The organism is Streptomyces sp. NPDC090022 (assembly GCF_044748145.1).
Classification (GTDB): domain Bacteria; phylum Actinomycetota; class Actinomycetes; order Streptomycetales; family Streptomycetaceae; genus Streptomyces.
Genome location: NZ_JBIVFN010000020.1, coordinates 1 through 18920 on the forward strand (window position 1 = coordinate 1; position 18920 = coordinate 18920).

Genomic DNA, 18920 nt, shown 5'->3' on the forward strand with positions numbered 1-18920 from the left:
CCGTCTCCCCGGCCCATTCCCCCTGCATGCCAACAAGACTGGCCCCAGCTCCACCGAGCCGGGGCCAGAACAGCAGATTTTCAGCAGCCTTCTAGGCACGGCACCGGGCAGCGAGGTCTGGACCTCTTGACGGTTGGTCCAGACCTTTCTACGCTCACCACCAACACTGTGGTGAGCGTGCCATGACACAGCGTGCTCACGGGCGGCGCAGGTCCCACCCCCATGTCGACGTCGTCCCCGCGGCTGCGACGGACCTACGGAGGAGCACCCTTGAGCACAGCACTCCCGCTACGCACCCGATTCCTCAGAAGACTGGCGGCCACCGTGGCCGCCCTCTCCCTCCCCGTCGCCGGACTCGTGGCCCTGGCCGGCCCCGCCGAGGCCGCCGCCTCCGCCTCCGCGACGTACACCAAGGTCTCCGACTGGGGCTCCGGCTTCGAGGGCAAGTGGACGATCAAGAACACCGGGACCACCACCCTCACCAGCTGGACCGTCGAGTGGGACTACCCCTCCGGCACCCGGGTGACCTCGGCCTGGGACGCGACCGTCACCAACTCCGGCAACCACTGGACCGGTAGGAACGTCGGCTGGAACGGCACCCTCGCACCGGGCGCCACCATCAGCTTCGGCTTCAACGGCGCCGGCCCCGGCGCCCCCACCGGCTGCAAGATCAACGGAGCCTCCTGCGACGGCAGCCAGCCGGGCGACGCACCCCCCTCCGCCCCCGGCGCCCCCCAGGCCTCCAACGTCACCGAGACCTCACTGAACCTGAGCTGGGCCGCCGCCACCGACGACAAGGGCGTCAAGAACTACGACGTCCACCGCAACGGCGCCAAGGTCGCCACGGTCACCGGCACCACGCACCACGAGACCGGCCTGACCAAGGGCACCACGTACGACTACCACGTGGTCGCCCGCGACACCGCCGACCAGACCGGCGCCCCGTCCGTCCACGTGTCGGTCACCACATCCGGCGGCGTCAATCCCCCGGACCCGGGCGGCAAGGTCAAGCTCGGCTACTTCACCGAGTGGGGCGTCTACGGGCGCAACTACCACGTGAAGAACCTGGTCACCTCCGGCTCCGCCGCGAAGATCACCCACATCAACTACGCCTTCGGCAACGTCCAGGGCGGCCGGTGCACCATCGGTGACGCCTACGCCGACTACGACAAGGCCTACACCGCCGACCAGAGCGTCGACGGCAAGGCCGACACCTGGGACCAGCCGCTGCGCGGCAACTTCAACCAGCTGCGCAAGCTGAAGGCCCAGTACCCGAACATCAAGGTGCTGTGGTCCTTCGGCGGCTGGACCTGGTCCGGCGGCTTCGGCCAGGCCGCGCAGAACCCGGCCGCCTTCGCCCAGTCCTGCTACGACCTGGTCGAGGACCCGCGCTGGGCCGACGTCTTCGACGGGATCGACCTGGACTGGGAGTACCCCAACGCCTGCGGCCTGTCCTGCGACACCAGCGGCCCCGCCGCCCTGAAGAACATGATGCAGGCCATGCGCGCCAAGTTCGGCGCGAACAACCTGGTCACCGCCGCCATCTCCGCCGACGGCTCCAACGGTGGCAAGCTCGACGCGGCCGACTACGCGGGCGCGGCCCAGTACGTCGACTTCTACAACGTCATGACGTACGACTTCTTCGGCGGCTGGGCGGCCCAGGGCCCGACGGCCCCGCACTCCCCGCTCACGGCGTACGCCGGCATCCCGCAGGACGGCTTCAACTCCGAGGCCGCGATCACCAAGCTCAAGGGCAAGGGCATCCCCGGCTCCAAGCTCAACCTCGGCATCGGCTTCTACGGCCGCGGCTGGACCGGCGTCACCCAGGCCGCCCCCGGCGGCACCGCCACCGGCCCGGCCCCGGGCACGTACGAGCAGGGCATCGAGGACTACAAGGTCCTGAAGAACAGCTGCCCGGCGACCGGCACCGTCGCCGGCACCGCCTACGCCAAGTGCGGCAGCAACTGGTGGAGCTACGACACCCCCGCCACCATCGCCGGGAAGATGACCTGGGCCAAGAACCAGGGCCTGAAGGGCGCCTTCTTCTGGGAGTTCAGCGGCGACACCGCCAACGGTGAGCTCGCCGACGCGATCCACACCGGTCTCCAGTAACCCCCACGTACGCGAGCACCGGCGAAAGACCGAAGCCGGGGTGACGGGTCCGCCCCCGTCACCCCGGCTTCTCCACGTCCTGACGGATCAGGCCACATTCACCCTCTGTCCGGGCGGCGCCGCCTCCAGCCACGCCAGGAAACCGGTCAGAGCGTCCTCGCTCATCGCCAGCTCCAGGCGCGTCCCGCGGTGGAGACAGCCGAGCACGACGGCGTCGGACAGCAGCGCCAGCTCCTCCTCGCCCTCCGGGGCACGGCGGGCCAGTACCTCGATCGAGCTCCGCTCCAGCAGCCGGCGCGGGCGCGGCGAGTAGCTGAAGACGCGGAACCACTCGATCCGGTCACCGCTGTAGCGGGCCACCCCGTACACCCAGCCCTTGCCGGACAGGTCGGGCGCCTCGGCGACCCCCCAGCGCAGGGAGCAGTCGAAGGTGCCGCCGGATCGCTGGATGAGCCGCCGGCGCAGTCCGAACACGAAGAGCCCGATCACCACCAGGGCGACGACCAGGCCGCTCACAAGCAGAGCGAGGAGCATCTTCACCGACCTCCTCGCTCATCCAAGTCACAGCAACGAATACAGCATCAAGCAAACCCGCACCTGCATCGCCTCAGCCGCGACCCGCCCCGGAAAATTCCGGCGCGGACCGCGGCTGAGGGGTAAAGCTCTCGTCGGCTACGGGGCTCAGTGCCCCGCGACCGCGCGCAGCCGGACTTCGGCGCGCCGCTCGGCGGCCGCGTCCGTCTCCGTCTTGGCGCGCTCCAGTGCCCGCTCCGCGCGCTGGACGTCGATCTCGTCCGCGAGCTCGGCGATCTCGGCCAGCAGGGACAGCTTGTTGTCCGCGAACGAGATGAAACCGCCGTGCACCGCGGCGACGACCGTGTTGCCCTCGCTGGTACGGATGGTCACCGGGCCCGATTCCAGCACACCGAGAAGCGGCTGGTGACCGGGCATGACGCCGATGTCGCCGGACGTGGTGCGCGCGACAACGAGCGTGGCCTCGCCGGACCAGACGCTCCGGTCCGCCGCCACCAGCTCGACGTGCAGCTCAGCAGCCAAGGTTGGCTCCTCGGGTCACCACCCGGCACATCCGCCGGGTGTTGGGTCAAATTCTAATGGGCGTGGGGAGAGGGACGGGACGCACCCGTCCCTCTCCCGACAACGTCGATACGGCATGCACTCCCGTGGGGGAGCGCGCCGGATCAGGAGACGCCCAGCTCCTTGGCGTTGGCCTTCAGGTCCTCGATGCCACCGCACATGAAGAACGCCTGCTCGGGGAAGTGGTCGTACTCACCGTCGCAGATCGCGTTGAACGCGGCGATCGACTCGTCGAGCGGCACGTCCGAACCGTCCACGCCGGTGAACTGCTTGGCGACGTGGGTGTTCTGCGACAGGAAGCGCTCGACACGACGGGCACGGTGGACAACGAGCTTGTCCTCCTCGCCCAGCTCGTCGATACCGAGGATCGCGATGATGTCCTGGAGGTCCTTGTACTTCTGCAGGATCCCCTTGACGCGCATCGCGGCCGAGTAGTGGTCCGCGGCGATGTAGCGCGGGTCCAGGATCCGGGACGTGGAGTCCAGCGGGTCCACGGCCGGGTAGATGCCCTTCTCGGAGATCGGACGGGAGAGAACCGTCGTCGCGTCGAGGTGGGCGAAGGTGGTCGCCGGCGCCGGGTCGGTCAGGTCGTCCGCGGGGACGTAGATCGCCTGCATCGAGGTGATCGAGTGACCACGGGTCGAGGTGATGCGCTCCTGGAGGAGACCCATCTCGTCGGCCAGGTTCGGCTGGTAACCCACCGCGGAGGGCATACGGCCGAGCAGGGTCGACACCTCGGAACCGGCCTGGGTGTACCGGAAGATGTTGTCGATGAAGAAGAGGACGTCCTGCTTCTGCACATCGCGGAAGTACTCCGCCATGGTCAGACCGGCCAGGGCGACGCGCAGACGGGTGCCCGGGGGCTCGTCCATCTGGCCGAAGACCAGCGCGGTCTTGTCCAGAACGCCGGAGTCCGACATCTCCTCGATGAGGTCGTTGCCCTCACGGGTACGCTCACCGACACCCGCGAACACCGACACACCGTCGTGGTTGTTGGCGACGCGGTAGATCATTTCCTGGATCAGAACGGTCTTGCCGACACCGGCACCACCGAACAGACCGATCTTTCCACCCTTGACGTACGGGGTGAGGAGGTCGATGACCTTGACGCCGGTCTCGAACATCTCGGTCTTCGACTCGAGCTCGTCGAAGTTCGGGGCCTTGCGGTGGATAGCCCAGCGCTCGGTCACCTCGGAGTTGGCCTCCGGGTAGTTGAGCACCTCACCCAGGGTGTTGAACACCTTGCCCTTGGTGAAGTCGCCGACCGGGACGGTGATGCCCGTGCCCGTGTCGGTCACTGCGGCCTGGCGGACCAGACCGTCGGTGGGCTGCATGGAGATCGTGCGGACCAGGCCGTCACCCAGGTGCTGGGCGACCTCGAGGGTCAGCGTCTTGAGCGCGCCCTCCTCGGCCGGGTCGGCGACCTGCACGGTCAGCGCGTTGTAGATGTCGGGCATCGCGTCGACGGGGAACTCCACGTCGACGACCGGGCCGATGACCCGGGCGACGCGGCCCGTGGCGGCGGCCGTCTCAACAGAGGTCGTCATTACTTGTCACTCCCCGCGGTCGCGTCGGCCATGGCGCTCGCGCCACCGACGATCTCGCTGATTTCCTGGGTGATTTCGGCCTGGCGGGCCGCGTTGGCAAGCCGGGAGAGGCTCTTGATGAGGTCTCCGGCGTTGTCGGTCGCCGACTTCATCGCGCGGCGGCGGGCGGCGTGCTCGGAAGCGGCCGACTGCAGCAGTGCGTTGTAGACACGGCTCTCGACGTAGCGCGGCAGCAGGGCGTCGAGGACGTCCTCCGCCGACGGCTCGAAGTCGAACAGCGGAAGGATCTCGCCCTTCGCGCTGGTCTCCTCCGCGGCCTTGTCGAGGCTGAGCGGCAGCATCCGGCCGTCGACCGCGTTCTGCGTCATCATCGACACGAATTCCGTGAAGACGATGTGCAGCTCGTCGACGCCACCCTCGGCCGTGTCGGCAGAGATGGCCTCGATCAGCGGCGCCGCGACGCGCTTGGCGTCGGCGTAGTCCGGGCTGTCGGTGAAGCCGGTCCACGAGTCCGCGACCTTGCGCTCGCGGAAGCCGTAGTAGGCGACACCCTTGCGGCCGACGATGTACGTGTCGACGTCCTTGCCCTCAGCGCGCAGCCGCTCGGTGAGCCGGTCGGCCTGCTTGATGGCGTTCGAGGAGTAGCCGCCGGCCAGACCGCGGTCGCTCGTGATGAGCAGGACCGCGGCGCGGGTCGGGGTGTCGGCCTCGGTGGTCAGGGCGTGCTTGGTGTTCGAACCGGTCGCCACCGCGGTCACCGCACGGGTGAGCTCGGTCGCGTACGGCATCGACGCCGCCACCTTGCGCTGCGCCTTGACGATGCGCGAGGCGGCGATCATCTCCATCGCCTTGGTGATCTTCTTGGTCGCCGTGACGGCACGGATGCGACGCTTGTAGACCCGGAGCTGCGCTCCCATGAGTCAGGTCCCTTCCGTCGTCACTTGGAGACGTTGACGGCCGGCGCGTCCTCGCCCAGGAGCTTGCCGTCCGAGGTCTCGAACTGCCGCTTGAAGGCGGCAACGGCGTCACCGATCGCGGTGATGGTGTCGTCCGACATCTTCGCGCCCTCGCGGATGGAGGTCAGGAGGTCCTTGCGCTCGCGGCGCAGGTGCTCCAGCAGCTCCGACTCGAAGCGGCGGATGTCGCCCACCGGGACGTCGTCCATCTTGCCGGTGGTGCCGGCCCAGACGGAGACGACCTGCTCCTCGACGGGCATGGGCTGGTACTGGCCCTGCTTGAGCAGCTCGACCATGCGCTTGCCGCGCTCCAGCGCGGACTTCGACGCGGCGTCCAGGTCGGAACCGAAGGCGGCGAACGCCTCCAGCTCGCGGTACTGGGCCAGGTCGACGCGGAGACGGCCGGACACCTGGCGCATCGCCTTGTGCTGGGCCGAGCCACCGACGCGGGAGACCGAGATACCGACGTTCAGCGCCGGGCGCTGGCCCGCGTTGAACAGGTCGGACTCCAGGAAGCACTGGCCGTCGGTGATGGAGATGACGTTGGTCGGGATGAACGCCGAGACGTCGTTGGCCTTGGTCTCGACGATCGGCAGACCGGTCATCGAACCGGCGCCCATGTCGTCGGAGAGCTTGGCGCAGCGCTCCAGCAGACGCGAGTGCAGGTAGAAGACGTCACCCGGGTAGGCCTCACGGCCCGGCGGGCGGCGCAGCAGCAGCGACACGGCGCGGTAGGCGTCGGCCTGCTTCGACAGGTCGTCGAAGATGATCAGGACGTGCTTGCCGGCGTACATCCAGTGCTGGCCGATGGCGGAACCGGTGTAGGGCGCCAGGTACTTGAAGCCGGCCGGGTCGGACGCCGGGGCGGCGACGATCGTCGTGTACTCGAGCGCGCCGGCCTCTTCCAGGGCGCCACGCACGGAGGCGATGGTCGAGCCCTTCTGGCCGATGGCGACGTAGATGCAGCGGACCTGCTTGTTCACGTCGCCCGAGCGCCAGTTGTCGCGCTGGTTGATGATCGTGTCGACGGCCAGAGCGGTCTTGCCGGTCTGACGGTCACCAATGATCAGCTGACGCTGGCCGCGGCCGATCGGCACCATGGCGTCGACGGCCTTGTAGCCGGTCTGCATGGGCTCGTGCACCGACTTACGGACCATGACGCCCGGGGCCTGCAGCTCGAGGGCGCGGCGGCCCTCGGTCGCGATCTCACCGAGACCGTCGATCGGGTTGCCGAGCGGGTCGACAACGCGGCCGAGGTAGCCCTCGCCGACGCCGACGGAGAGAACCTCACCGGTGCGCTGCACCGGCTGGCCCTCCTCGATGCCGCTGAACTCGCCGAGGACGATCGCACCGATCTCGCGCTCCTCGAGGTTGAGGGCGAGACCGAGGGTGCCGTCCTCGAACTTCAGCAGCTCGTTCGCCATGGCGGAGGGCAGGCCCTCCACCTTCGCGATGCCGTCGCCGGCAACGCTGACCGTACCGACCTCCTCGCGCGAGGCCGCGTCCGGCTTGTACGACTGGACAAAGGTCTCCAGCGCGTCCCGGATCTCCTCCGGCCGGATCGTGAGCTCCGCCATCTGGGTTCCCTGCTCTCCTTGTTGGGCCTGAAGCTTCTTAGGGGTCTGGGGGTGACCCCCAGGAATCTTCTGCAAGTTCTGCACGGCCCAACCGGGCCGCTGGAAATGCTTCTTTACGTTGTGGCTCGGTCAGCCGGCCAGGCGACGGGCTGCCTCGGTCAGACGGTCCGCGATGGTCCCGTCGATGACCTCGTCGCCGACCCGCACCAGGATCCCGCCGAGGACCTCAGGGTCCACGTCGAGGTTCAGGTGCATCGGGCGGCCGTACAGCTTGGCCAGCACCGCGCCGAGACGCTGCTTCTGCGCGTCGCTGAGCGGCACCGAGGTGATCACCGTGGCGACCATGCGGTTACGACGCTCGGCGGCGAGCTTGGAGAGGGACTCGAGTCCCCCCTCCAGGCTACGTCCACGCGGGTGCGTGACGAGCCGGACGATCAGCCGCTCGGTGACAGCGTCGGCCTTGCCGCCGAGCAGGCGGCGCAGCAGCTCGCCCTTGGCGGCGGCGGAGGCCGCCTTGTCGGTCAGCGCGGAACGCAGCTCGGTGTGCGAGGCGAGGATCCGTCCGAACCGGAACAGCTCGTCCTCGACGTCGTCGAGCGTGTCGCCCTGCTGGGCCGCGGAGAGGTCGGCGAGGTTCGCCAGCTCCTCCAGCGAGTCCACCAGGTCGCGCGACTGCGACCAGCGGGACCGCACCATGCCGGACACCAGGTCGAGGGTTTCCCCGCTCACCTGGCCGTTCAGCAGGCGGGCCACCAGCTCGGCCCTGGCCTCGCCGGCCTGCGCCGGGTCGGTGAGGACCCGACGCAGCGAGACCTCGCGGTCGAGCAGCGCGGTGACGGAAGCCAGCTCGCCGGCGAGCTTCGCCGCGTCGACGGACGTGTTGTCCGTCAGCGCGTCGAGACGCTCGCGCGCGGCGGCCAGCGCCTCGCGGCTCGCTCCGTTCATCGGGCGGCCTCGGCCTTCGCCTCGAGCTCGTCGAGGAACCGGTCGATCGTGCGGCTCTGGCGGGCGGAGTCCTCGAGGGACTCGCCGACCAGCTTGCCGGCCAGGTCGACGGCGAGCTTGCCGACGTCCTGGCGCAGCGCCTGCGAGGCGGCCTTGCGGTCGGCCTCGATCTGGGCGTGGCCGGCAGCGATGATCTCCTCGCGCTGCCGCTGGCCCTCTGCGCGCAGTTCTTCCTTGAGCGCAGTGCCCTGCTCCAGCGCATCCTGGCGCAGGCGAGCGGCCTCGTGACGGGCCTCGGCGAGCTGGGCCTTGTACTGCTCCAGCACGCTCTGGGCCTCGGTCTGAGCCGCTTCCGCCTTCTCGATACCGCCTTCGATGGCCTCGCGGCGCTCGTCCAGAACCTTGTTGATGTTCGGGAGGAGCTTCTTGGCGAGGATGCCGAAGACGATGACGAAGGCGATCAGACCGATGACCAGCTCGGGAATCGGCGGGATGAGGGGGCTCTGAGCCTCCTCGGCCGCAAGCTGAACCAGAGGGTTCACATCAGTGCCTTCCGTCTAAAAGGTTTCGCTACCGCGATCAGGAGGTCGGGTAGACGAACGGCATGACCAGACCGATGAGGGCGAGCGCCTCACAGAAGGCGAAGCCGAGGATCTGGTTGGCGCGGATCAGGCCGGCGGCCTCGGGCTGGCGGGCCAGGGCCGAGGTGCCGTTACCGAAGATGATGCCGACGCCGACGCCGGGGCCGATGGCCGCGAGGCCGTAACCGATGGAGCCGAGGTTGCCCTTGATTTCGACGCCAGCAGCGAGGGTCTGGAGAGCGGACATGCCGGTTCTTCCTTCTCTTTCATGGACCGATGGGGGTTGGCCACCGGACGACACTTGGTTTGGGGGTGGGCGGTCAGTGGTGCTCGGCGACGGCGCCCTGGAGGAAGCTGCAGGCCAGCAGCACGAAGACGTAGGCCTGGACAGCCTGGATGAAGAGCTCGAACGCGGTCATCACGACGACCATCACGAACGAGACGCCCGCGTAGGCGATGCCGATCCCGTTCAGGAGGTACCAGCTGGCGATCGTGAAGAGCAGCAGCAGGGTGTGACCGGCGAACATGTTCGCGAACAGTCGGACCGCGTGGGTGAAGGGGCGGACGATCACGTTCGAGAAGAACTCGATCAGCATGACCAGCGGAAGGATCCCGCCGAGCGACTTGTCGTAGCCCGTGAGGTTCTTCAGGCCGCCGACGAAGCCGTGGCGCTTGAAGGTGACCGACATCCACATGACGTAGACGATCAGGGCCAGGGCGGCCGGGTACGCGATGACCGAGGTCACCGGGAACTGGGCGATCGGGATGATCGACCACAGGTTCATGATCCAGACGAAGAAGAACGTCGCGACCATGAAGGGGACGTACTTCTCGCCCTCCTTCTTGCCCAGCGTCTCGTAGACGATGCCGCGGCGGACGAAGTCGTAGCCGGCCTCGGCGACCATCTGGAGCTTTCCGGGCACCATCTTCGGCTTGCGGAAAGCCGCCCAGAAGAAGCCGACGATGATGACGCTCCCGAGCAGAGCGAGCAGCATCGTCTTGTTGAAGTAGACGTTGCTGTTCGCGTCGCCGAAGATCGGCTCGAACAGGAACGAGTGCAGGCCAGGAGCCGGGAAGCCACAGCCGTCGAAGATGTGGCAATCGGTCTCGAAGGCGAGCACCTGCGTCGGGTCAGCACTCACCGCGGGCTCCTTCAGCGTGGCGCATAGGTACGGCAACCTCGTTGTGTCGGCGCGGCGCACAGCCGCGGTTCGGCACGGGACTGGTCTTACGGATGTGGGGGCGGCTTGCAGGCATTGAGCCTCGCGATTGGGCAGGCGTCAGCTCAGATGCCCGCGCCCGCGATGCCGCAGTTGGCACCGGACGATAGCAGCATCTCGAACGAGCACTTATTCCGCCCCTACCGTTCACGACGAGGACCCCGTGTTTTTGGGCTTCTCACCCTTGTCACGCTGGGCGGACTCGGGTTCGACGTAAAGGGTCTTGGCCTTCATGTGCGCGCGCGTCTGCGCGGCGATCCAGGCGAGGGTCGCCGCGACGATGGTGATCGCGAATGCTCGTGGGTTGAACAGCGTCGTGTTCTTGAACACGGCGACGAAGACGAAGAGCAGGAGGATCTGGGTCGTGTAGAGCGCCAGACCCATCATCTGGAACAGATTCGGGAGCGATCGCGCCGTGCGCTGCAGGATGACGAAGCCGATCCCCATGAACACGATCACGACGAGCGTCGCCACGACCGCCCCGATGGCACCCTTCCCGCCCGCGACGACACCGCACACGACCGCGGCCACGAGGCCGACGGCGGCGGTGGGTACCGCGGTATGCAGAAGGGACCGGGCGTCATCAGACAGCATGGCGCATTGCTCCGCGTGATGGTGGGGGTCTACGGGACTCGTCGGGACGAGCGTAAGCCCGGTACGAGGTGTCGCCTCGGGCCAATGGACCGTCGCACTACGGTCCTTCGGCTCTGTCGCCGGGTTTAGTGAACGGTATCACAAAGTATTTGATGAGAGCTTTACCTGGCAGGTGTGCTGACTGTCACACATGAGGGCTAACCCGCCCGTGTGTGCACGACACGCCACCGCTTTGTCTGCTAATGAGGCCCGGCGTCCGAATCGTCAGCGTGCCGATTCGGCCTTCCGCCGGTCGGGAAAGCGCGAACGGGCGCCCAGGGCGGTCGCGCCGTTGACGCCGTGCACCCCGACCGGACCCGTGCCGGCCGGGGTGCCCGCGACCCCGGAGGCCCCTGTGGCGCCCGTGACGGCGGCCGTGCGGGGCTCCGGCTCCCGGCCCGAGGTGTCCTGGGCGGCGGCCTCCGCGGCGGCCTCCGCGGCCCGCCGGGCGTACCGGTAGCGCGGCGGCACCAGGCCCTGGGCCCAGTGCGGGACGCGGGGGGTGAAGCGCGGCAGCAGGAGCAGGAGCAGGCCCACGGCGCTGAGGGCGACGATCGCGAGCACGATCCACATCGAGGCCGAGTTCACCGAGTACGCCACCGCGCCGAAGGCGATCAGCGCCGACCAGAAGTACATGATCAGGACGGCCCGGCTGTGCGAGTGGCCGATCTCCAGCAGCCGGTGGTGCAGGTGCCCGCGGTCGGCCGCGAAGGGCGACTGCCCCTTCCAGGTGCGCCGGACGATGGCCAGGACCAGGTCGGCGACCGGGATGGCGATGATGGTCAGCGGCAGCAGCAGCGGGATGAAGACCGGGAACATCGCGTGCGTGGCGTTGCGCTCGCCGCCCGCGAAGAGGGCCAGCGCGTCCGGGTCCACCTGGCCGGTGATGGAGATGGCGGAGGCGGCCAGCACCAGGCCGATGAGCATCGAGCCGGAGTCGCCCATGAAGATCCGGGCGGGATGCATGTTGTGCGGCAGGAAACCCAGGCACATGCCCATCAGGATCGCGGCGAAGAGGGTGGCCGGGGCGGCGGCCTCGATCGCGTAGCCGTACCAGATCCGGTACGAGTACATGAAGAACGCGGCGGCGGCAATGCAGACCAGGCCGGCGGCGAGCCCGTCGAGGCCGTCGACGAAGTTGACCGCGTTGATGGTGATGACGACCAGGGCGACGGTGAGCAGGGTGCCCTGCCACTGGGTGAGCGAGACGGTGCCGATGCCGGGGATCGGGATGAACAGGATCGTCAGGCCCTGCATGACCATCACGCCGGCGGCGATCATCTGGGCGCCGAGCTTGATCAGGGCGTCGATCTCGAACTTGTCGTCGAGAACGCCCACCAGCCAGATCAGCGCCGCGCCCGAGATCAGCGCGCGCGGCTCGTTGAGCGCGAAGACGCCGTTGAGGTTGTCCAGGTGGTCGGCGACCAGCAGGCCGGCGCACAGGCCGCCGAACATGGCGATGCCCCCGAGCCGCGGAGTGGGCTCGCGGTGCACGTCGCGGGCGCGGATCTCCGGCATCGCACCGGCCGCGATGGCGAACTTGCGCACCGGTCCGGTCAGCAGGTAGGTCACCGCGGCCGTGACGCAGAGCGTCAGCAGGTATTCACGCACGGGCTGCCCCAGATGTATCGCCGGCCATCTCAGCCCCACACATTAGCTGCGATGTCCCCCTGGGCGAGGACGCGAGGAGGCCTCCACCCGGTTCCTGAACGCCCCTCTTGACCTGATTACACCCCGTACGGGGGAAATTCCTGGGCGAGCTCGGCCACCTCCTTACGGGTCTGGGCCGCGTCCTTGCGCAGGGCCGCGGTGAACAGGGCGGCGATCCTGGCCATCTCCTGCTCGCCCATGCCCTGGGTGGTGACGGCGGCCGTCCCCAGGCGGATGCCGCGCTGCTCGCCGTACGGCAGGGCGCAGGTGTCCAGGACCAGCCCGGCGGCGGCGAGCCGGCCGCGGGCGGTGGGGCCGTCGATGCCCAGCGGCGCCGGGTCGGCGGTGATCAGGTGGGTGTCGGTACCGCCGGTGGTGATGGCGAAACCGCGGTCGGCGAGCGCGTCGGCGAGGGTGCGCGCGTTGGCGACGACGCGGTGCGCGTACGTCGCGAACGCGGGCCGGGCCGCCTCGCCGAACGCGACGGCCTTGGCGGCGATGGTGTGCATCTGGGCGCCGCCCTGGGTGAAGGGGAACACCGCGCGGTCCACGCGCTCGGCGAGCTCGGCGCCGCACAGGATCATGCCGCCGCGGGGGCCGCGCAGCACCTTGTGGGTGGTGGCGCACACGACGTCCGCGTACGGCAGCGGGCTGGGGGCCGCGCCGCCCGCGACGAGACCGATGGGGTGGGCGGCGTCGGCGATGAGATAGGCGCCGACCTCGTCGGCGATCTCCCGGAAAGCGGAATACTCCGGGTGACGCGGATAGGAGATCGAGCCGCACACGATGGCCTTCGGACGGTGGGTGTGCGCCAGCTGCTGGACCTGCTGGTAGTCGATGAGCCCGGTCTCGGCGTCCACCCCGTAGCCCACGAAATCGAACCAGCGCCCGGAGAAATTGGCCGGCGAGCCGTGGGTGAGGTGCCCGCCGTAGGGCAGCCCCATGGCCAGGACGGTGTCCCCGGGCTTGAGCAGGGCCGCGTACGCCGCGAAGACGGCGGCGGAACCGGAATGCGGCTGCACGTTGGCGTGCTCGGCTCCGAACAGGGCGCACGCCCGCTCGACGGCGGTGCGCTCGGCGAGGTCGGCGTACTCACAGCCGCCGTGGTAGCGGGCGCCGGGGTAGCCCTCGGCGTACTTGTTGGTGAGCACGGAACCGAGGGCGGCGAGGACGGCCCGGGAGGTGAAGTTCTCGGCGGCGATCAGCTGCAGGGAGCTCGCCTGCCGCTCGGCCTCCCCCGCGAGCACGTCGGCCATCTGCGGATCCTGCCGCCTGAGCAGCTCCGCCGGCTCGCTGACAACGGTCATGGCGCGACTCCCGGTCCGGGGTTACGGGGGTACGCCCACTGTAGGCCCGTGCCCCGCGCCCCGCCCGACGGGACGCGACCGGCTCGGCGGGGCGCCGTGACGCCCGTCAGCGCGAGGCCGTCACACCCGTCAGGGCCGTGACCACCGGGTCCAGGGCCTGGTTGATCTCGTCGCCGATCGAGCGGAAGAACGTGATCGGGGCGCCGTACGGGTCGTAGACCTCGTCGGCGTCGGCGTTCGGGGCCAGCAGCCAGCCGCGCAGGGCGGCCGCGGCGCGGACCAGGGCCCGCGCGCGTTCGGCCATGCCGTCGTCCAGGGGCGGCAGGGTGGCCGGATCTATGGCGCGCACCAGCCGCGTGAACTCCTTCAGCGTGAAGGTCCGCAAGCCGGCCGAGTGGCCCATCGAGATGACCTGGGCGCGGTGGTCACGGGTGGCCGTCAGGACCAGGTCGGCCCGGATGACGTGCTCGTCCAGCAGCTCGCGGCCGGTGAAGCCGGTGGCGTCCGCGCCGAAGTCCGCCAGGACGGCCGCGGCGTTCGCCTCCATCGGAGCGCCCTCGTGGCCCCAGGTGCCCGCGCTCTCCACGATCAGGTCGCTGGTGGTCGCACCGCCCAGCCGGTGGCTCAGGGCATGCCGCGTCAGCCGCTCGGTGATCGGCGAGCGGCACACGTTGCCGGTGCTGACGTGGAGGATGCGGAAGGCGTCTCCCCCAGCTATGCCACGCCCCTGAGGGCTCACGGGGCCACCTCGAGGTCGGGTACGACCTCCCGCAGCTGTGCGGCGGACAGCGCTCCCTCACGCAGCAGGACCGGAACCTTGCCCGTGACGTCGACGATCGACGACGGCTGGATGCCGGGCGTCGGCCCGCCGTCCAGGTACACGGAGACGGAGTCGCCGAGCATCTCGCGGGCCGCGTCGCAGTCCTCCGGCGCCGGCTGCCCGGTCAGGTTCGCCGAGGACACCGCCATCGGGCCGACCTCGGTCAGCAGCTCGATCGCCACGGGGTGCAGGGGCATACGGACGGCCACGGTGCCGCCGGTGTCGCCGAGGTCCCACGCCAGCGACGGCTGGTGCTTGGCGACCAGCGTCAGCGCGCCCGGCCAGAACGCGTCGACGAGCTCCCAGGCCTGCTCGGAGAAGTCGGTGACCAGGCCGTGCAGGGTGTTCGGGGAGCCGATGAGCACCGGGGTGGGCATCCCGCGGCCGCGGCCCTTGGCGGCGAGGAGGTCGTGGACGGCCTCCGGGCTGAAGGCGTCCGCGCCGATCCCGTACAGCGTGTCCGTCGGCAGGACGACGAGCTCGCCGCGGCGCACGGCCGATGCCGCTTCACGCAGACCCGTCGTGCGGTCCGTCGCGTCGTTGCAGTCGTATCGCCGGGCCATCAGCGGTTCTCCTCGTGCAGCAGGGGGGTGGCGGGCAGGGTCGCGCGGGTCACGGCATGGCCTTGCGGGCGGTCGCGAAGCGCGGGCGGTTGTTGAGGTCCGGGTGGTCGGCCGCGTCGGCCCAGCCCCGCTCCTCCGCGAAGATCCAGGGCACCTGGCCGCCCTGGGTGTCGGCGTGCTCGATGACGACGATGCCGCCGGGCCGCAGCAGCCGGTGGGCGGTGCGCTCGAGGCCGCGGATGGTGTCCAGGCCGTCCTCGCCGGAGAACAGCGCCATCTCGGGGTCGTGGTCGCGGGCCTCCGGAGCGACGTACTCCCACTCGGTGAGCGGGATGTACGGCGGGTTGGAGATGACCAGGTCGACCTGGCCGTCCAGCTCCGGCAGGGCGCTGAGCGCGTCGCCCTGGTGGACGGTGACGCGCGAGCCCTCGGCGTTCTTGCGGGTCCAGCGCAGCGCGTCCTCGGAGAGCTCCACCGCGTGCACGCGGCTGCGCGGCACCTCCTGGGCCATGGCCAGGGCGATCGCGCCGGATCCGGTGCACAGGTCCACGATCAGCGGCTCGACCACATCCATGGCCCGTACGGCCTGTATGGCCCAGTCCACGACCGACTCGGTCTCGGGACGGGGCACGAAGACGCCGGGACCGACCTGGAGCTCCAGGTAGCGGAAGAAGGCCCGCCCGGTGATGTGCTGGAGCGGCTCGCGGGCCTCGCGGCGGGCGACGGCCTCCCAGTAGCGGGCGTCGAAGTCCGCGTCCTTGACGTGGTGCAGTTCCCCCCGCTTGACGCCGTGCACGAAGGCCGCGAGCTCCTCCGCGTCGAAGCGCGGTGAGGGCACGCCGGCGGCGGCCAGCCGCTGGGTGGCCTGGGCCACCTCGGCAAGCAGCAAGTTCACGCTGGTCCTCCGGGCTGCTGTCGTACGGGGGTGGTGCGGGGGTCACGGCCGTACGCGATCGTACGGCCGTGCCGGGTCCTACTGGGCGGACGCCAGCTTGGCAGCCGAGTCCGCGTCGACGCACGCCTGGATCACCGGGTCGAGCTCACCGTCGAGCACCTGGTCCAGGTTGTACGCCTTGAAGCCGACCCGGTGGTCCGAGATCCGGTTCTCCGGGAAGTTGTACGTACGGATCTTCTCGGACCGGTCCACGGTGCGCACCTGGCTGCGGCGGGCGTCGGCGGCCTCCTGCTCGGCGGCTTCCTGGGCGGCCGCGAGCAGTCGCGAACGAAGGATACGCATGGCCTGCTCCTTGTTCTGGAGCTGGCTCTTCTCGTTCTGGCAGGACGCGACCACACCGGTGGGCAGGTGGGTGATGCGGACGGCCGAGTCGGTGGTGTTGACGGACTGGCCGCCGGGGCCCGACGAGCGGTAGACGTCGATGCGCAGGTCGTTGGCGTTGATCTCGACCTCGACCTCCTCGGCCTCGGGGGTGACGAGCACGCCCGCGGCGGAGGTGTGGATACGGCCCTGCGACTCGGTGGCCGGCACGCGCTGGACGCGGTGCACGCCGCCCTCGTACTTCAGCCGGGCCCAGACGCCCTGGCCGGGCTCGGTGGCGCCGTTGCCGCCCTTGGTGCGGACGGAGACCTGGACGTCCTTGTAGCCGCCGAGCTCGGACTCGGTGGAGTCGATGATCTCGGTCTTCCAGCCCACGCGCTCGGCGTAGCGCAGGTACATGCGCAGCAGGTCGCCGGCGAACAGGGCGGACTCGTCGCCGCCCGCGCCCGCCTTGATCTCCAGGAGCACGTCCTTGTCGTCGCTGGGGTCGCGGGGGACCAGCAGCAGGCGCAGCTTCTCCGTGAGCTCCTCGCGCTGGGCGGTGAGCTCCTTGACCTCGGCCGCGAAGTCGGGGTCGTCGGCTGCCAGCTCCTTGGCCGTCTCGATGTCGTCGGCCGACTGCTTCCACGCCCGGAAGGTCGCGATGATCGGGGTCAGCTCCGCGTAGCGCTTGTTGAGCTTGCGCGCGTTGGCCTGGTCGGAGTGGACCGAAGGGTCGGCGAGCTTCTTCTCGAGGTCGGCGTGTTCGCCGACCAGTTCCTCGACCGCCTCGAACATCGGGGGCTCCTGGGGTGAAAAGTGGGTGCGGGCTTGCTGGCGTGGCTGCGGGACGACAAAGGCGCCGGTCCCGCCGCCCCCGGATGGACAGGGGGCGGCCGGTGACCGGCGCCAGGGTCGCGCTACTTCTTGGCCGCGGCCTTGCCGAAGCGGGCCTCGAAGCGGGCCACGCGGCCACCGGTGTCGAGGATCTTCTGCTTGCCCGTGTAGAACGGGTGGCACTCGGAGCAGACCTCGGCACGGATGGTGCCCTCGGTCAGGGTGCTACGGGTGGTGAACGACGCGCCGCAGGTGCAGCTGACCTGGGTCTCGACGTACTCGGGGTGGATCTCGCGCTTCAAGGTGTCTCCTAGTTTCGGGAGGGCGCCGGGTCGCAGGACGCGGAATTGCTCTATGCGTGAACCGGGGCCGACGTACCAGTCTGCCAGGACCGGGCCGCCTTACAAAATTCCGGGACGCCCCTGTCAACCGGGCGGGGCCGGCATCTATTCCGCGATCCCCCGACGCCCGGCTCCGCGACCTCCCGCCCTCCCCGGGGCTACTGCACCAGGCCGGCGGTGCTGCCCTTGTCGCCCGCGGAGTTCTCGGTGGCGGCGGGCGGGATCGGCTGGTCCTTGAGGAGCGCGTCCCAGACCAGGGCCCCCTCCTTGGCGAGGGGGGCGACGCGGTCGCGGTCGATCCGGTCGGGGCCCACCGGCAGCGTGATCATGTGCATGTTGGAGGAGTCGATGCCCTTGAGGCCCGCGGCGAAGCTCATCAGCGACTTCACGTCGCCGAGCTTGCTGTCGGTGGTGATCGCCTTGGTGGAGGTGTCGGCGAGGTCGAGCAGCCGCTTGGGGTCCTCGAAGACCCCGACGCTCTTGACCTGCTTGATCAGCGCCTTGATGAAGGCCTGCTGGACCTGTATTCGGCCCAGGTCGCTGCCGTCGCCGATGGTCTTGCGGGTGCGGACCAGGCCCAGGGACTGCTCGCCGTTCAGGGTGTGGGTGCCCGCCGGGAGGTCGAGGTGGCTGCCGTAGTCCTTGATCGGCTTGGTGGTGGTCACCCGGACGCCGCCGAGCTTGTCGATGATGTGCTTGAAGCCCGTGAAGTCGACCTCGATGTAGTGGTCCATGCGGATCCCCGACATCTTCTCGACGGTCTTGACCGCGCAGGCGGCGCCGCCGATGGTGAACGACTCGTTGAACATCTGGCGCGTGCCGCCGGCGTTCGTCCTGCCGTTCGCCATGGTGCAGGCGGGGCGGGTGACGAGGGTGTCCCGGGGTATGGAGACGATGCTCGCCGCCTTGTGGCCCTCGTAGACGTGGACGACCATCGCGGTGTCGGAGCGGGCCGAGCCGCCGTCGTCCGCGCCGTACTGGGCGTTCGCGCCGTCGCGGGAGTCGGAGCCGAGGACCAGGATGTCCAGGGAACCGTTGTCGACGTTCTCCGGGCGGTCCTTGCCGAGGGCGGCGTCGATGTCGACGCTCTTGAGGTTGCCGTTCAGCTTCACGTAGAAGTAGCCGAGGCCCGCTCCGCCCAGGACCACCACCCCCGCCGCCGTCCATGCGACCACGCGCAGCGCCCGGCGCCGGGGCGGTTTGCGGCGGTGGCCCGCGGCGCGGCGGCCACGGCCCGTGCTGTCCTCGCTCATGCTCTCCTCAGTCCCCGTCCCTGGTTCCGGGCCGACGGCCCATGGCCCCCGGTCGTCTCTCAGACAGACGGCACAAGCCCGGCAAAGGTTCCGTTGTGACTTTGTGACCTTCACCGGCGGGCGGGCGAGGACGGCGCGCGCCCCCGTAACGCGGAAACCGCCCCCGCCGCGGCTGCGGTGGGGGCGGTCTCCGTACGACGAGCCGTACGGACGTACAGGCGCACGGGC

At 69.6% G+C, this 18920-nt stretch carries 19 protein-coding genes; 1 reads left to right on the plus strand and 18 read right to left on the minus strand.

From position 1 onward, the window contains the following. The first annotated feature begins 222 nt into the window (after nucleotides 1-222). The gene (locus ACIPXB_RS27640) at nucleotides 223-2112 is read left to right on the plus strand and encodes a glycosyl hydrolase family 18 protein (RefSeq protein WP_401454124.1); all 1890 of its coding nucleotides are present in this window, start codon (nucleotides 223-225) and stop codon (nucleotides 2110-2112) included. 87 nt (nucleotides 2113-2199) lie between these two features. On the opposite strand, the gene ACIPXB_RS27645 is transcribed toward ACIPXB_RS27640, so the two are convergent. The 18 genes from ACIPXB_RS27645 to ACIPXB_RS27730 form a co-directional block, all read right to left on the minus strand. Continuing rightward, nucleotides 2200-2646 carry a DUF2550 domain-containing protein gene (locus ACIPXB_RS27645; RefSeq protein WP_401454125.1) on the minus strand — a complete coding sequence of 149 codons (447 nt, stop codon included), beginning with the start codon at nucleotides 2644-2646 and terminating at the stop codon, nucleotides 2200-2202. Nucleotides 2647-2793: 147 nt separating this feature from the next. Then, the gene (locus ACIPXB_RS27650) at nucleotides 2794-3168 is read right to left on the minus strand and encodes a F0F1 ATP synthase subunit epsilon (RefSeq protein WP_401454127.1); all 375 of its coding nucleotides are present in this window, start codon (nucleotides 3166-3168) and stop codon (nucleotides 2794-2796) included. A gap of 143 nt (nucleotides 3169-3311) precedes the next feature. After that, complete coding sequence (gene atpD / locus ACIPXB_RS27655) at nucleotides 3312-4754, minus strand: F0F1 ATP synthase subunit beta (protein WP_401454129.1); 1443 nt, start codon at nucleotides 4752-4754, stop codon at nucleotides 3312-3314. Then, nucleotides 4754-5671 (minus strand): F0F1 ATP synthase subunit gamma, encoded by a 918-nt coding sequence (locus ACIPXB_RS27660; RefSeq protein WP_401454131.1) that lies wholly within the window; start codon nucleotides 5669-5671, stop codon nucleotides 4754-4756. The genes atpD and ACIPXB_RS27660 overlap by 1 nt, the downstream gene beginning before the upstream one ends. 20 nt (nucleotides 5672-5691) lie before the next feature. After that, nucleotides 5692-7287 (minus strand): F0F1 ATP synthase subunit alpha, encoded by a 1596-nt coding sequence (atpA, locus tag ACIPXB_RS27665; protein WP_401454132.1) that lies wholly within the window; start codon nucleotides 7285-7287, stop codon nucleotides 5692-5694. 129 nt (nucleotides 7288-7416) lie between these two features. After that, nucleotides 7417-8232 (minus strand): F0F1 ATP synthase subunit delta, encoded by an 816-nt coding sequence (locus tag ACIPXB_RS27670; protein ID WP_401454134.1) that lies wholly within the window; start codon nucleotides 8230-8232, stop codon nucleotides 7417-7419. Then, complete coding sequence (locus ACIPXB_RS27675) at nucleotides 8229-8774, minus strand: F0F1 ATP synthase subunit B (RefSeq protein WP_401454135.1); 546 nt, start codon at nucleotides 8772-8774, stop codon at nucleotides 8229-8231. The genes ACIPXB_RS27670 and ACIPXB_RS27675 overlap by 4 nt, the downstream gene beginning before the upstream one ends. A gap of 37 nt (nucleotides 8775-8811) precedes the next feature. Then, a complete protein-coding gene (locus ACIPXB_RS27680) occupies nucleotides 8812-9060 on the minus strand; it encodes a F0F1 ATP synthase subunit C (protein WP_401454137.1) in 249 nt (82 codons plus the stop codon). Between the two features lie 73 nt (nucleotides 9061-9133). Then, complete coding sequence (gene atpB / locus ACIPXB_RS27685; RefSeq protein WP_401454281.1) at nucleotides 9134-9970, minus strand: F0F1 ATP synthase subunit A; 837 nt, start codon at nucleotides 9968-9970, stop codon at nucleotides 9134-9136. Nucleotides 9971-10180: 210 nt separating this feature from the next. Then, nucleotides 10181-10627: a hypothetical protein gene (locus tag ACIPXB_RS27690; protein ID WP_401454138.1), complete on the minus strand. Its 447-nt coding sequence runs from the start codon at nucleotides 10625-10627 to the stop codon at nucleotides 10181-10183. A 264-nt stretch (nucleotides 10628-10891) separates the two neighbouring features. Beyond that, nucleotides 10892-12277: an MraY family glycosyltransferase gene (locus tag ACIPXB_RS27695; protein ID WP_401454139.1), complete on the minus strand. Its 1386-nt coding sequence runs from the start codon at nucleotides 12275-12277 to the stop codon at nucleotides 10892-10894. A 116-nt stretch (nucleotides 12278-12393) separates the two neighbouring features. Beyond that, on the minus strand, nucleotides 12394-13623 hold the full coding sequence (gene glyA, locus ACIPXB_RS27700) for a serine hydroxymethyltransferase (RefSeq protein WP_401454141.1): 1230 nt from the start codon (nucleotides 13621-13623) through the stop codon (nucleotides 12394-12396). A 106-nt stretch (nucleotides 13624-13729) separates the two neighbouring features. Further along, nucleotides 13730-14362, minus strand: coding sequence for a protein-tyrosine-phosphatase (locus ACIPXB_RS27705; protein WP_401454142.1), 633 nt, complete (start codon nucleotides 14360-14362; stop codon nucleotides 13730-13732). Further along, nucleotides 14359-15006, minus strand: coding sequence for an L-threonylcarbamoyladenylate synthase (locus tag ACIPXB_RS27710; RefSeq protein WP_401454143.1), 648 nt, complete (start codon nucleotides 15004-15006; stop codon nucleotides 14359-14361). The genes ACIPXB_RS27705 and ACIPXB_RS27710 overlap by 4 nt, the downstream gene beginning before the upstream one ends. A 49-nt stretch (nucleotides 15007-15055) precedes the next feature. Beyond that, entirely contained in the window at nucleotides 15056-15901 is an 846-nt protein-coding gene (gene prmC / locus ACIPXB_RS27715) for a peptide chain release factor N(5)-glutamine methyltransferase (protein WP_401454145.1), read from the minus strand. 78 nt (nucleotides 15902-15979) lie between these two features. Continuing rightward, entirely contained in the window at nucleotides 15980-17059 is a 1080-nt protein-coding gene (gene prfA / locus ACIPXB_RS27720; protein ID WP_401454146.1) for a peptide chain release factor 1, read from the minus strand. Between the two features lie 122 nt (nucleotides 17060-17181). Next, complete coding sequence (gene rpmE, locus ACIPXB_RS27725; RefSeq protein ID WP_046909139.1) at nucleotides 17182-17400, minus strand: 50S ribosomal protein L31; 219 nt, start codon at nucleotides 17398-17400, stop codon at nucleotides 17182-17184. A 197-nt stretch (nucleotides 17401-17597) separates the two neighbouring features. Then, nucleotides 17598-18692 (minus strand): LCP family protein, encoded by a 1095-nt coding sequence (locus ACIPXB_RS27730; RefSeq protein WP_401454147.1) that lies wholly within the window; start codon nucleotides 18690-18692, stop codon nucleotides 17598-17600. Between the last annotated feature and the right edge of the window lie 228 nt (nucleotides 18693-18920).

Bases quoted from the DNA above. Each gene is read 5' to 3' on its own strand.
- ACIPXB_RS27690 (WP_401454138.1), bottom strand. From the start codon at position 10,627: ATGCTGTCTGATGACGCCCGGTCCCTTCTGCATACCGCGGTACCCACC.
- glyA (WP_401454141.1), bottom strand. From the start codon at position 13,623: ATGACCGTTGTCAGCGAGCCGGCGGAGCTGCTCAGGCGGCAGGATCCG.
- ACIPXB_RS27670 (WP_401454134.1), bottom strand. From the start codon at position 8,232: ATGAACGGAGCGAGCCGCGAGGCGCTGGCCGCCGCGCGCGAGCGTCTC.
- prfA (WP_401454146.1), bottom strand. From the start codon at position 17,059: ATGTTCGAGGCGGTCGAGGAACTGGTCGGCGAACACGCCGACCTCGAG.
- atpA (WP_401454132.1), bottom strand. From the start codon at position 7,287: ATGGCGGAGCTCACGATCCGGCCGGAGGAGATCCGGGACGCGCTGGAG.
- atpD (WP_401454129.1), bottom strand. From the start codon at position 4,754: ATGACGACCTCTGTTGAGACGGCCGCCGCCACGGGCCGCGTCGCCCGG.
- ACIPXB_RS27645 (WP_401454125.1), bottom strand. From the start codon at position 2,646: ATGCTCCTCGCTCTGCTTGTGAGCGGCCTGGTCGTCGCCCTGGTGGTG.
- ACIPXB_RS27710 (WP_401454143.1), bottom strand. From the start codon at position 15,006: ATGGCCCGGCGATACGACTGCAACGACGCGACGGACCGCACGACGGGT.
- ACIPXB_RS27660 (WP_401454131.1), bottom strand. From the start codon at position 5,671: ATGGGAGCGCAGCTCCGGGTCTACAAGCGTCGCATCCGTGCCGTCACG.
- ACIPXB_RS27680 (WP_401454137.1), bottom strand. From the start codon at position 9,060: ATGTCCGCTCTCCAGACCCTCGCTGCTGGCGTCGAAATCAAGGGCAAC.
- ACIPXB_RS27730 (WP_401454147.1), bottom strand. From the start codon at position 18,692: ATGAGCGAGGACAGCACGGGCCGTGGCCGCCGCGCCGCGGGCCACCGC.
- ACIPXB_RS27640 (WP_401454124.1), top strand. From the start codon at position 223: ATGTCGACGTCGTCCCCGCGGCTGCGACGGACCTACGGAGGAGCACCC.